The 12263-nt window shown below is 64.3% G+C and carries 16 protein-coding genes and 1 riboswitch; of the genes, 7 read left to right on the top strand and 9 right to left on the bottom strand.

Annotated elements, in window-relative coordinates; genetic code table 11:
* Positions 1–9 precede the first annotated feature (9 nt).
* Positions 10–846 (bottom strand): IclR family transcriptional regulator, encoded by an 837-nt coding sequence (locus BPHY_RS09000; RefSeq protein WP_012401161.1) that lies wholly within the window; start codon positions 844–846, stop codon positions 10–12.
* A gap of 635 nt (positions 847–1481) precedes the next feature.
* Entirely contained in the window at positions 1482–1949 is a 468-nt protein-coding gene (locus BPHY_RS08995; protein ID WP_041763888.1) for a PRC-barrel domain-containing protein, read from the bottom strand.
* A gap of 349 nt (positions 1950–2298) precedes the next feature.
* On the opposite strand from BPHY_RS08995, the gene BPHY_RS08990 reads away from it, so the two are divergent.
* The gene (locus BPHY_RS08990) at positions 2299–2634 is read left to right on the top strand and encodes a hypothetical protein (RefSeq protein ID WP_012401159.1); all 336 of its coding nucleotides are present in this window, start codon (positions 2299–2301) and stop codon (positions 2632–2634) included.
* Between the two features lie 112 nt (positions 2635–2746).
* Complete coding sequence (locus BPHY_RS08985; RefSeq protein ID WP_012401158.1) at positions 2747–3622, top strand: CHAD domain-containing protein; 876 nt, start codon at positions 2747–2749, stop codon at positions 3620–3622.
* Positions 3623–3721: 99 nt separating this feature from the next.
* On the opposite strand, the gene BPHY_RS44000 is transcribed toward BPHY_RS08985, so the two are convergent.
* Entirely contained in the window at positions 3722–4213 is a 492-nt protein-coding gene (locus BPHY_RS44000) for a hypothetical protein (protein ID WP_322789019.1), read from the bottom strand.
* On the opposite strand from BPHY_RS44000, the gene BPHY_RS43995 reads away from it, so the two are divergent.
* Entirely contained in the window at positions 4197–4403 is a 207-nt protein-coding gene (locus BPHY_RS43995; protein WP_322789018.1) for a hypothetical protein, read from the top strand. The genes BPHY_RS44000 and BPHY_RS43995 overlap by 17 nt on opposite strands.
* A 62-nt stretch (positions 4404–4465) precedes the next feature.
* Here BPHY_RS43995 and BPHY_RS08975 read toward each other — a convergent pair whose 3' ends face one another.
* From BPHY_RS08975 to BPHY_RS08960, 4 genes are all read right to left on the bottom strand, one after another.
* On the bottom strand, positions 4466–4639 hold the full coding sequence (locus tag BPHY_RS08975; protein ID WP_012401156.1) for a hypothetical protein: 174 nt from the start codon (positions 4637–4639) through the stop codon (positions 4466–4468).
* A 107-nt stretch (positions 4640–4746) separates the two neighbouring features.
* Positions 4747–4938, bottom strand: coding sequence for a hypothetical protein (locus BPHY_RS08970; protein WP_231516124.1), 192 nt, complete (start codon positions 4936–4938; stop codon positions 4747–4749).
* Positions 4939–5253: 315 nt separating this feature from the next.
* Positions 5254–5634 (bottom strand): fluoride efflux transporter CrcB, encoded by a 381-nt coding sequence (gene crcB, locus BPHY_RS08965; protein ID WP_012401154.1) that lies wholly within the window; start codon positions 5632–5634, stop codon positions 5254–5256.
* Between the two features lie 75 nt (positions 5635–5709).
* Positions 5710–5770, bottom strand: a riboswitch (Fluoride riboswitch).
* 148 nt (positions 5771–5918) lie between these two features.
* Positions 5919–7121 (bottom strand): ammonium transporter, encoded by a 1203-nt coding sequence (locus BPHY_RS08960; protein ID WP_012401153.1) that lies wholly within the window; start codon positions 7119–7121, stop codon positions 5919–5921.
* A gap of 423 nt (positions 7122–7544) precedes the next feature.
* On the opposite strand from BPHY_RS08960, the gene BPHY_RS08955 reads away from it, so the two are divergent.
* The gene (locus BPHY_RS08955) at positions 7545–9236 is read left to right on the top strand and encodes a sensor histidine kinase (RefSeq protein ID WP_012401152.1); all 1692 of its coding nucleotides are present in this window, start codon (positions 7545–7547) and stop codon (positions 9234–9236) included.
* Between the two features lie 40 nt (positions 9237–9276).
* Here BPHY_RS08955 and BPHY_RS08950 read toward each other — a convergent pair whose 3' ends face one another.
* Positions 9277–9600, bottom strand: coding sequence for a hypothetical protein (locus BPHY_RS08950; protein ID WP_012401151.1), 324 nt, complete (start codon positions 9598–9600; stop codon positions 9277–9279).
* Between the two features lie 117 nt (positions 9601–9717).
* Positions 9718–10299, bottom strand: a complete 582-nt coding sequence (locus BPHY_RS08945; RefSeq protein ID WP_012401150.1) for a DJ-1/PfpI family protein — start codon at positions 10297–10299, stop codon at positions 9718–9720.
* A gap of 185 nt (positions 10300–10484) precedes the next feature.
* Here BPHY_RS08945 and BPHY_RS08940 point away from each other — a divergent pair, with 185 nt between their 5' ends.
* The 3 genes from BPHY_RS08940 (at position 10485) to BPHY_RS08930 (ending at position 12249) form a co-directional block, all read left to right on the top strand.
* Positions 10485–10946: a hypothetical protein gene (locus tag BPHY_RS08940; protein WP_052306103.1), complete on the top strand. Its 462-nt coding sequence runs from the start codon at positions 10485–10487 to the stop codon at positions 10944–10946.
* 97 nt (positions 10947–11043) lie between these two features.
* A complete protein-coding gene (locus BPHY_RS08935) occupies positions 11044–11505 on the top strand; it encodes an Rrf2 family transcriptional regulator (protein WP_041763884.1) in 462 nt (153 codons plus the stop codon).
* Between the two features lie 96 nt (positions 11506–11601).
* Positions 11602–12249, top strand: a complete 648-nt coding sequence (locus BPHY_RS08930) for an NAD(P)-dependent oxidoreductase (protein WP_012401147.1) — start codon at positions 11602–11604, stop codon at positions 12247–12249.
* The last annotated feature ends 14 nt before the right edge of the window (positions 12250–12263 follow it).

The raw sequence follows: 12263 nt of genomic DNA, 5'->3' as shown, positions 1-12263 counted from the left end.
CATGAGATGTCAGGTGTCGAGCCGGCGTCCAGGTGTCCCGCCGATCTCGTGGACGATCTTGTCGATGGTCTGGAGCAATGCGGGCGCCGCCCGCGCTATGAGCCAGTCGCGCGGACACTGATGCGCCGAGCCGCCGCAGTTGACCGCGTAGCGCTCGCCAGAAGGCCCGATGAAGCCGGCTGCGATCGCATTGAGCCCTTCGTACCATTCGCCCGTCGCGATGGCGAAGCCTTGTGCCGTCGTCTCGCGCAGCGCGGCGTCGAGCCGGGCGCTGATGCTTCCCCAGTCGTCGCCCGCTGCTGCCTGCAGGCCCGTCAGCAGGCTTTGCCGGTCCGTTTCGGCGAGCGCAGCGAGATACGCGCGGCCGACGGCTGTGCGGCTCAGATCCATCCGCGAGCCGACGTCGAGGCGCGACACCAGCACGGCGGAGCGCGGCTTGATGGCGTCGATGACGACCATGTCGAGCCGGTCGCGCACGGCAAGATGCACGGACAATGACGTGCGTTCGGCCAGTTCGATCAGAAAGGGGCGCGAGCGCGCGCGTATGTCGAAGTTGCGCAGAAAGCCGTTGCTCAGTTCCAGCACCGACGACGTAAGCACGAAGCGCTCGCTGTCGGGCAAACGGAACAGGAACCCGGCGCTGACCAGGGTCGCGGTGATGCGGGAGACGGTCGGCTTCGGAATGCCCGTCAGTTCGGTCAGCTCGCGGTTGGACAGCGGGGCGTCGGCGGCCGCTATCCTTCGCAGTACCGTCAGGCCGCGGGCGAGCGCGGTGACTTCGTCGCCCGAGCCGTCCTTTTCCTTCGCGGCATCGCCGGCGACGGGGCGCGTCGATGACTGGTTCATGTGGTTTTTATGAAACGCTATTTCAATATTGTGAAACGCGCGCAGCGGCACAGACGTATCCGGAGCGCTCTAAGACCTTCTCTCAGAAAGGCCTAAGTCCTTTTTTCTTACGATCATTCATTGTATAGGAATGTAACTTTTGCACCTCCTGAGGCGATTAAATTTTGCTTGACTTAGTCAGCATTACCATAAAAAATGGAACTATATTTCGAAAGTGCGCCGCCATTGTCAGTAAAACGACGCGCGCGGCGCGCGTCAAATCCGCCGCGCCCACGTGGCGGGCGTACGCAGCCAGCGCTTCGAAACTCCAATTTTCTGCATCGCTTTCAGTACCGTCTCTCAGGTTCTAGCACGGCCCTCGGAATGGCTAGAACTTTTTGAAGGCGCCACGGTAACGTGGCGCCTTTTTTTTCGGCGATTGGATTGGCTGGCGAAGCGCCGTCGTCACGACGAGGAGCGCGAGCGTGCGGGTAGTGCGTGACGGTGGGCATTCAGGAGTCGCGGCGTTAAACCCGGATAGTACGCGCACCGGCCAAACGAAGCGCGGCGGCCGTCAGAAAGTGACGGCCGCCGGCATGAGCGTCTAGGAAGGAAAAGCCGGCAGCGCTACGCCGGCGTGTGTACCGCACTCGACATCAGAGCTCCCGGCCGCGCGTGACGTCGGGATCGACCGAACTCGACATCCAGTACGGGTCGCGGTTGTAGTACTGATGCATCTGCGTACCCCAGGTCTCATCGGCCATGGATGGCCAGTGATCCTTGTCGAAGCCCGGTTCGTCCTTGATACGTTGCGCAGTGATATCGACGCGGAACACCTTCTCGTCGGTATCGAGTGTCAACGCGCTCCACGGGATCGCGTGCAGATTGCTGCCCATGCCGAGGAAGCCGCCCTCGGACAGCACTGCATACGCGATGCGTCCGCTGCGCACGTCGAGCATGATGTCCGAAATCTTGCCGACATGTTCTCCATCCGACGAGATGACCTTGTTGCCATCCAGCGTTGCCGCGGCCATCACTTCAGGCCCCGGACCTTCGCCCACGCCACCGCCGACGATCCCTGCGCCGGTACCTGCCTGGTTCATTTTCGGGTCAAGTGTGGTCATGATTTCCTCCTTTGGAAGTCCACGGATGCGGATGCGCATCCCGCGTGCCTGTGGACGTTTTCGTCGGGCGTCGCGTCGGCGGCTTCTCGCCGTCATCAGGCGTGATCCCGATGGCGCGGTCCTCGCCGGGCAGGGTAGATACCGCGCGTCAACGGCGGTCGGTGCGCGGCAATGCGAATCCTCTTCGCGGGAGGGAACGTCGTTACGCTGCATGTCCGCGGGTCCGGATTCCGCCGCGTTAGAACGGCGTGTGTCGGCGATGCGAGCACGCTCGATTATCTGTGTGCGACGTGTGCGCCCGGCATGGGCATCGCGCGGCGATGCATTCGCTTTCGACCTTGCCGCGTGAGTGTTTTACAAATTCCAGATCGACGAAGACGACGTAAGCCGCGAGCTGTCGCGCTACTTCTCGCTGAGCGCGCCGAAGGGGATCATCGAGGCGCGACGCGCGCTTGCCGATGCAAAGGCCGTGCATCCGGATGACGTTGGCGCGTTCGAGTTCGTCCCGATCGCGCCCGCAGCGCCGGACGCATGCGTGCAGGCAAAAACTTCAAGCACTACGCGTCAAGCTGGCAGAGATGCGCGCGTCGAGGCTTCCGGGCAACTGCGTGCGGGTGGTGAGCGAGGACTCCTGTCTCGTGATGTATCTGGCGACGTTCCCAAGGGCGGCCCTGCCGCAGGATAAACAGGCGCAGTCTCGGGAATCGCGGTTTTGTCGGATGTGGAAAGCGTATGATGTCCTCTGCATCGGTCGATGCATCGCATGGCATCTTCTGTCGCTCCCGATACGAGGCCCCATGAAAGACGACGATCGCACGCACGAAATCGCCGCACTGGGCGATGGGGCGCAAGCGGAATCGACGTTCGCCGCGCTCGCGGCGCCGCTCGTCGACGAAGCGCTCGCTCAGAATGCATCCATCCACGCCGAGGCGTCTCCCGAATCCCTGCACCAGTTACGCGTCGCGCTGCGGCGTCTGCGCTCGCTGTGGTGGGCGTACCGGCCGCTGCTCGACAAGACCGAAAACACACGTCAGCGCGCGCTGTATCGTTTTCTCGCCGACGCCGCCGGGCGCACACGCGACTGGGACATTCTGCTCGAACTGCTGACAAACGCAAAAGATGAATCGGGCGCAAGCAGTTATCTGCACGAGGTGCCCGCCAGCCTGCACGAAGCACGCGAGCGCGCTCTCGCCACGAGCCGCGAAACGCTGATCAATGCTGACATCCGCAGCGTGCTGCACGACGCGCTTGCGAGGACATCGAAGGAACTGAACACCGCGCCCGAGCGGCATGCATTGCAGAAGTTCGCCGCCGCGCGCGTACGCGTCGCTGAAAAAGCGCTGCGCAAGCGCATGCGCAAGGCGTCGCGCGCAAAACGCGCCGATGATGAATCGCTGCATGACGTGCGCAAATCCGGCAAACGGGTGCGCTATCTGATCGAATTCTTCGGTCCTGCGCTCGCCGGCACCTCGCATGAACACACGCTCAAGCATCTCAAGAATATGCAGCAGTGCTTCGGCGAACTCAACGACGTGATCGCCAGCGTTGCGCTGCTGCGCGAAAACATGCACCTGTTCGCCAGCGAGGAAGAAGCGCACGAGGCGCTCACGTTTCTGAAAAGGCGTCGCAAACAGCGTCAGCGGGAGGCCGTCCGTCTGCTGAAAAAAGCTTAGGTCTGGAGGCGCGGGGGCCTCGTCGAAAACGCCGGCTGCCACGCCCGGGGCGATGTGGTGGAATTGTCGACCCAAAAACCGTATATACTGTTTATACCGTTAACGAGAGATCGACATGAGCACGCCACGAATCAAGGAACCGACCAAGAAGGCTTTCCACTTCCCGAAGAGCGCAAAGCAGCCGGCCGCCGAAGCGAAGAAGCCGTCTGCGAAGGCAGTGGGGGCAGCCGAGCCGAAGCAAGGATCGACGGAAGCTGAAGCCGCGGCGAACGCGCGCGACACTGCAGACGCGACGCCGAAAGCTGCCAAAGCTGCCAAAGCGGCGAAAGCGCCGAAGGCAGCGAAGACGGTAAAAGCGCCACGGGCCGCGAAGAAGGTCAGTAGCGTGAAGGCTGAAAAGGCTGCCGTGCCAGCGAGCGACGCCAGGTCCGCCTCCACCGCAAAGCCGGCAAAGCCGTCCAAGGCGGTCAAGCCGCCGAAGCAAGCGAACGCCGTGAAGAGCACGAAGTCTGCATCGGCGTCCGCAATTGACGAAGACAAAAAGCCGCGCGGGAAGAAGGAGAAGGAAAAGGTGGTGCGCGACAGCTTCACGATGCCGAAGTCCGACTATGCGAAGATCGCCGAACTCAAGCAGCGCTGCCTCGACGCCGGCCTCTCCGTAAAGAAGAGCGAGTTGCTGCGCGCGGGCCTGAACCTGCTGGCCGTTTCGCCCGCCAGGCGGCTTGTCGCGGCCGTTCAGGAACTCGAAGCCGTGAAGACGGGACGTCCCGCGAAGTCGTAATTCGAAACCGCGATGCCGAGACGGGCCGCGTGTGCCGCCGCTGCGTTCGATCCCGGCCGCGCTTATGCCGAACGGCGCGGGTAGCGCCCGGCGAAATGTGCATGCATGCGTTTGAGCAGCGCAATGTACGGAAGCGCTTGCGACGTGATCATCGTCGATGCGGCAAGCGCATCCGTTTCATCCCACAGGCGCTCGAACTTGTCGTGCGCGATGTCGGACGGAATGCCCGACATCATCAGATCCAGGAAGTCCCTTTCGATCTCGTCGGCGGAGCGGGGCGGTCACGCTTGCGCGGTGCTCTGCTGGTCGACGCACTGAGGGGAGGGCATGGTCCTCTCGCCCGCTAGTTCATCGATCGCAGAAACCGCCAGCGCTGATCCATGCTTTGCAGCAGCGCGATGTACGAGAAGGCGGCGTCGCTGTCGACGCACGACTGCGCGGCGTCGTTGACTTCGTTCCACAGGTGCTCGAAACGAGCGGCCGCTTCGGGTCGGCTGAGCGGCTGCGCGAGCAGCTCCGAAAACGCAAAAGACAACTCCTCTGCACTACGCTGCAGCGGGTGGAGCGCACGACGCGAAAGATATCTGTACTTCAAGAGGTCCCCGGCTGGCTTGTATGGCATGCGTGCGAAGCGGGCGCTTCGCACGCCGCCCGGCTCATGCCGTCTGTCGCGGCGAGTGCACGATGGTCGGCACACTGCCCGCCGCATATGACGACGATGATACAGCCACGCGATACGCGCGCGGCAACGCTGAGCCATGATCTTTCGATGAACGGCGGGTGTCGGTCATCGTTGCGCGTGTCGCATGCACGGACGACGACTTCGCTCGGTGTGGACGGGCCGCAGACGTCAGCGCGTCACAACGGCGACCGTCGTGATGCCGAGTACCGTCGCGATCACCGAGGCCGTCACGTGAATCGCGATCTCGCCCGCCGCCCAGTTGAGCCGGCCTTGCTGCAGATGCTGGACGACTTCGGCGGAAAAGGTAGAGAACGTCGACAGGCCGCCCATCAGGCCCGTGATAATGAAGAGGCGCCATTCGGGCGCGATCTGCGGATTGCGCCCGAAGTACGCGACCGCCGCGCCGATGATGTAGCCGGCGATCACATTGGATGCGAGCGTGCCGAGCGGCAGCGCCGGGAACAATGCATTGAGGCGCAGACCGAGAAACCAGCGGAACAGCGAACCGAGCGCGCCGCCGATGCCGACGGCAAGGATGGACAGATACATGAGCAAGCCTGGAAAGCCAAACGTCGACGAACCGGGCTGCGGCGGAGCGTGACACTGCAACGTCCGCAGCTTCCGGGCGAAGCAGGCATCATCAGCCACGAGGGCGGTTAAGGAGAATGCCATCTCCGGCGCGCGCAAGTCTAACACCGGCGCGTGCGATCGTATAAGGAACCGGCGGCTCGCCGGTGGCGGGGGCCGATCCCTGGAACGCGAGCTTACACGGGGCGTCGCGGCCGCGCAGCGGTGGGCGGCCGCCACGGCGTGGGCCCACCGCGCAAAGCCCGTCAGCCGACCGTTTCGCGCTCCGGCGTCGACGTGATCTTGTGGATCGACAGGTCGGCGCCGTTGTATTCGTTTTCCTGGTCGATGCGCAGGCCGACCGTCAGCCGGATCGCGCCGTAGACGATCGTGCCACCGAGCGTCGCGAACACGATGCCGCCGAGCGTGCCGACCAGCTGCGCCGTGAGCGACACGCCGCCGAGACCGCCCAGCGCGTGCTGGCCGAAGATACCCGCCGCGATGCCGCCCCACGCGCCGCACAGGCCATGCAGCGGCCAGACGCCGAGCACGTCGTCGATGCGCCAGCGGTTCTGCACGGTCGTGAACATGTACACGAACAGCCCGCCCGCGACGGCGCCCGTCACCAGCGCGCCGAGCGGATGCATCAGGTCGGAGCCGGCGCACACGGCCACGAGTCCGGCTAGCGGACCGTTGTAGGTGAAGCCCGGGTCGTTGCGGCCGGCGAGCCACGCGGTCAGCGTGCCGCCGACCATTGCCATCAGCGAGTTGACGGCGACGAGCCCGCTGATCTTGTCGATCGTCTGCGCGCTCATCACGTTGAAGCCGAACCAGCCGACGGCCAGCACCCACGCGCCGAGCGCGAGGAACGGAATGTTCGACGGCGGATGGGCGGCGATGCGTCCGTCGCGCGTATAGCGGCCGTGGCGCGCGCCGAGCAGCATGACGGCAGGCAGCGCAACCCAGCCGCCGAACGCGTGCACCACGACGGAGCCGGCGAAGTCATGAAACGGCGCGCCGAACGTCTGTGCGATCCACGCCTGGATGCCGAAGCGCTCGTTCCACGCGATGCCTTCGAAGAACGGATAGATGAAGCCGACCAGCACGAAGGTCGCGAAGAGCTGCGGATTGAACTTCGAGCGCTCCGCGATGCCGCCCGAGACGATCGCGGGGATGGCCGCCGCGAAGGTCAGCAGGAAGAAGAAGCGCACGAGCGCATAGCCGTTGTGCTGGGAGAGCGTCTCCGCGCTGCCGTAGAACTGCACGCCGTAGGCTATGGTGTAGCCGATGAAGAAGTAGGCGAGGGTCGACACCGAAAAGTCGACCAGTATCTTCACGAGTGCGTTGACCTGATTCTTTTTGCGCACCGTGCCGAGTTCGAGAAACGCGAACCCCGCATGCATGGCTAGCACCATCGCCGCGCCGAGTAGAAGGAAGAGAGTATCGGTGCCCGTTTTTAGATTGTCCATCCGTGTAGGATCCTGCGATGCGCGAAAAGCGGGCATGGAACGCAAGAAATGGGCCAAATGGATGCAATGTCGCGTTCTGTCGGTGCGGGTCCGCACTGGAATGGGGGCGACGCAGGTCACATTAAGAATCGTCTGCCGGCTACGCTGACGCAATACGGTGCCGTATGCACCTAACACGTGCGTTTATGTGCACCGTGGGGCATTGCACCATCCAAATCAGGGCACAAGCCTGTGATTTCCTTAATACGTCCCTACGAATACATAACACTGCGTTTGACGCGTCACGGGAAAAGGACGGAGTGCGGCATTGCACCGGCTTGGCGAAGGCCCACGTCGGAACCGTTTTTGTCAATGGCGGCAATCGCCGACATAATGTGCCGTCCCGGCGCGACCCGCCGGCTTCCGACTACCCCCGGCGCGCGCATGAGACTGACGACCAAAGGCCTGCTTCTGATTGCCATCCCCGCCGTCTTCGAACTCGCATTGCTGTCGGGGCTGGTCAGGGCGCAGGCGGACGCCGAGCAGGCCGAGCGCTGGAGCATGCACAGCGAGGATGTGCTGCTTCAGACGGCCAACATCCTGGCTCCCGTGCTGCTCCAGTCCGTGCGGCTGCGCGGCGCGGCGGTGAGCGGCTCGCTCGATGTCTCGACGCCCGTCACGTTCTGGATGGACGTCGATCGGCGCATCGATCGCCTCGCCGAACTGGTTGCTGACAATCCCGCCCAGGTCGAGCGCGCCGCGCAGATCCGCCAATCCGTGCAGGCATACCGGCAATGGTCGGACCGGGTGCAAGATCTACTTCATTCCCGTCGGCGGCAAGATGTCCTGCAGCGTTTTCGCGATCTGGCGGCAACCGACGTGCTCGACAGCTTTCGCACGCAGATCGCCGCGTTCCAGGCGCAAGAGCGCCTGCTCGACTCGGTGCGCTCGGCTCAGGCCGCGGCGGCGCGTGAGCGGCAGCAATCGCTGATCGTCGCGGCCGTGATTGGCTCGCTGGCATTCGTCGCCATCGCATTCTGGCTCTTCGCGCGCGGTGTGCGTGGCCGGCTGGCGTTGCTGACGGACAACGCCAGCCGGCTCGCGAGCAACGAGCCGCTCGCGCCGCTTACACGCGGTAACGATGAGATCGCGCGGCTCGATCTGACGCTGCATGTCGCGAGCCGGCGCTTGCTCGAAGCGGAGCGCCAGCAGGCGCGCTTCCAGTCCGATCTGGGCCGTCGTGCCGCAGAACTCGCGCAAACCAACGAAACGCTGCGTCAGCAGACGCAGGAAAACGAGACCTTCATTTACAGCGTGTCGCACGACCTGCGTGCGCCGCTCGTCAATCTGCAAGGTTTTTCGAAGGAACTGATCCATGCGTGCGACGATCTGCGCACGGCATTGCGTCAGGCGTCACTGTCTGCGCAGCAGCGGCGGCATGTCGAGCGGCTGATCGACGAGGAGATCGGCGAAGCGCTGCATTTCCTGCAGACAGCCGTGCTGCGCGCATCGCACATCATCGATGCGCTGCTGCGGCTGTCGCGCGTCGGCCGTGTCGAGTATCGCAGGCAGCAGGTGGATGTGCGCGACATCGTGCAGCGGGTTGTCGACGCAATGCAGGCCACCATCCGCGACCGCAGCGCGCGCGTGATCGTTCAGCCGCTGCCGCCCGTGTGGGGCGACCCGACAGCGCTCGAACAGGTGTTCGCGAACCTGATCGGCAACGCGATCAATTATCTGAGTCCGGAACGTACGGGCATCGTCGAAATCGGCACGGCGCCCGCGCCGCCCGGGGTGCAGACGCTGCGCATTTTCTATGTGAAGGACAACGGCCTCGGTATTCCAGAGGTCGCGATGCCTCGCCTGTTCAATGCGTTCCAGCGCCTGCACGGCAATGTCGCGTCAGGCGAGGGCATCGGGCTTGCGCTGGTGCGGCGGATGGTCGAGCGGCACGGCGGCCGCGTGTGGGCTGAGTCGACGGAGGATGTGGGTACGACGTTCTATCTGTCGTTGCCCGACGCGGCGGCGCCGTCGCACGACGCCGAGCGCGGCGAAATGCCGGACCAAGGACGCGACGAAGCGCACGACACGGCGACGACAGCCAACGCGCAGACCTTGCGGGCCGACGCCCGCTAGCAGGATTGTGCCGCCGCGCCCGGCCGGGTCGCGGAAATTTTCAGGGAGCAGAAAACAGGCGGCGTGGCTTCAGCAGCCTGCGGCCGCGGATCGACCAGTAACAGCTTGCGGCGATGAGAACCAGAGCGCCGGCGAAGATGATCGCGGGCGCGATGTGAATCGTGCGTGCATCGAGCGCAAACAGGCCGCGCACGACGATCAGCAGTGCGCTCCAGAACGACAGGACGGCTTGCGCGAGCAGGCGCGTGCCCGTGAAGCGCCGCGCGCGATTATCGATTGACCAGCTGGCCGGGGCGCGCGAGCAAAAGAATGTCAGCGAAATCAGCGCGACGGCGAGAATGATCACCCAGTTGGTCAGATTCATGGTAGAGCCTCCTGAAGTCAACGCGCGACTTTAGAAGGCCCTATGCATCGGTGAAATCGGAAAAGTCTCAAACTGCACGACGTGACGGGCCGGACATCGGCCGGTCCTTCGGATGCGTCACAACTCGATGCGCGTGCCCAGCAGGACGAAGAACTGGCGCAGCCATTCGGGATGGGCAGGCCAGGCGGGCGCGGTGACGAAGTTCGCGTCGGTGATCGCGGCGTCGACGGCAATGTCAGCGTAGTCGGCGCCCGCGAGCTTCACTTCAGGGGCACAGGCCGGATAGGCAGCAATGCGTTTGCCGCGAATCACGTCGGCGGCGGCGAGCAACTGCGCGGCGTGACAGATCGCCGCGATCGGCTTGTTGCTTTCGGCGAACTGACGCACGACGTCGATCACCTTCGGATTGAGCCGCAGATACTCGGGCGCGCGGCCGCCAGCGATCGCAAGCGCGTCGTATCGCGAAGGATCGATCTCGTCGAACGTCGCGTTCAGCGCGAACAGGTGACCGGGCTTTTCGGTGTACGTCTGGTCGCCCTCGAAATCGTGGATTGCCGTTTTCACGCGCTCGCCCGCGCGCTTGCCGGGACAGACGGCGTCGACGGCATGGCCGACTGCCTGCAGCGCCTGAAACGGCACCATCGTTTCGTAATCCTCGGCGAAGTCGCCCGTCAGGAACAGAATCTTCTTTGCTGCCATCGCATGCCTCCACTGGTTGAGGGAATACGTCGAACGTCGGAAGTCTACCCCAGCATCGTTGACAGTATGGCGAAGGTGTTCCCGTCGCGCGATGCGTCGCACACGGAGGCGCCCAGGACGCGCAACAGCGTATCATTGAGGCGTTTTCGCAAGACGAAGCCGCTCGATGCGGCTCAATGACCAGCATGAAACCACTTTCACGTCATCCGCTGATCCGCTCGACGATCTTCGCCGCCGCGCTGCTCGCAGGCCTCGCTGCCTGCCAGAAGAACGATGCATCGGCGGGCCAGACGCCCCCGAAGCTCGACGACGTCGCCCAGCAAGCCAGCCAGAAACTCGATCAGGCCGCGAGTTATGTCGGCGCACAGGTGGACGCCGCGAAGGCGACCGCGCAACAGAATCTCGATGCGGCCGCGTCCGGCCCGACCATCAATGTCAGCCCGGGCGATCTCGCGTCGCAGGCGCAGGCCAATCTGCAAGGCGCGGCCAGCGCGACAAACGCCGCCGTCAACAAGGCGGTGAGTTCGACGGGCGCGGGCCTCGAATCGGCGGGGCGCAAGCTGCAGCAATGGTCGAGCGAGGCATCGACGAACTCGCAGTCCGCACCATCCGACGCGGGCGACGCCCAGAAGCAGATGGACAAATAAGTGTGCGCTTGACCGGCGTGCTAAGTGTAACTATGATGATTACACATCGCCGCCGGGACGTAGTGTGCGTCTCATGCGTATCGGATGGTCCCGCGCTGTGAATACGAGTAGCCGATTTGCCTTTGCGGTTCATGTGCTCGCCTTGCTGTCGTTGCAGGAAGGCGTGCCGTTGTCGTCGGACCTGATCGCGGGAAGCGTGAACACGAATCCGGTGTTGATCCGGCGCCTGCTGGCGATGCTCGCCGAAGCGGGCCTGACCTCATCGCAATTGGGCGCGGGCGGCGGCGCGCTGCTCGCGCGCCAGCCGGAAGACATCACGCTGCTCGACATCTACCGCGCCGTCGACGATGCGCAACTGTTTGCAATGCATCGCGAAACGCCGAATCCCGCCTGCATGGTCGGCCGCAACATCCAGACCGTGCTGACGGGCATCATCGGCGATGCGCAGCAGGCGCTCGAAGCGTCGCTGGCGTCGCGCACGCTAGCGGACGCGACAGCGGACGTCGTGCGCGCCGAACGTTCGCGCGAACGCAAGCGCAAAGCGGCGGCGGACGGTTGAACGCAGCAGCATGCGCAAGCACGGGGCGGGCGCCCCGTCTTTTTTTAACCAAATATGTAATCGATATAGTTACATTTAAGCGGAAGGAACATTGTCATGAAAAAGGCACTGAAAATCGCGCTGTTCGGCGCAACGGGCATGATCGGTTCGCGCGTGGCAGCGGAAGCGGCGCGCCGCGGACATCAGGTGACGGCGTTCTCGCGCAATCCCGCCCGCGTGCCGGGCGGCGTCGCGAACCTGACGGCTGCGCAGGCGGACGTGCTCGACGCCGCGAGCGTCGCGGCGGGCGCGCGCGGGCACGATGTCGTTGCGAGCGCGTATGCGCCGCCGATGGACGATGTCGCGCTGATCGGCAACGCGACGCGCGCGCTCGTCGAAGGCGCGCGCTCGGCAGGCGTCAAACGACTGGTCGTGGTGGGCGGCGCCGGTTCGCTGGAAGTGGCGCCCGGCAAGCAGCTCGTCGATGCGGACGGCTTCCCGCAGGCCTACAAGGCGATAGCGCTCGCACACCGCGACGCACTCCCGATCCTGCGCGCGGCCAACGATCTCGACTGGACGTTCTTCGCGCCCGCCGCGCTGATCGCGCCGGGCGAGCGCACGGGCACGTACCGTACGGGCGCGGGCTCGCTGATCGTCGATGCGCAGGGCAACAGCCGCATTTCGGCCGAAGACTACGCGATCGCGTTCGTCGACGAGCTGGAGCAGGGCCGTTTCGTTCATCAGCTAGCGACGGTTGCGTACTGAACGGCTTCAAACGC

It is taken from the genome of Paraburkholderia phymatum STM815 (assembly GCF_000020045.1).
Classification (GTDB): domain Bacteria; phylum Pseudomonadota; class Gammaproteobacteria; order Burkholderiales; family Burkholderiaceae; genus Paraburkholderia; species Paraburkholderia phymatum.
This window is presented reverse-complemented; position numbering and strand designations above follow the sequence as displayed.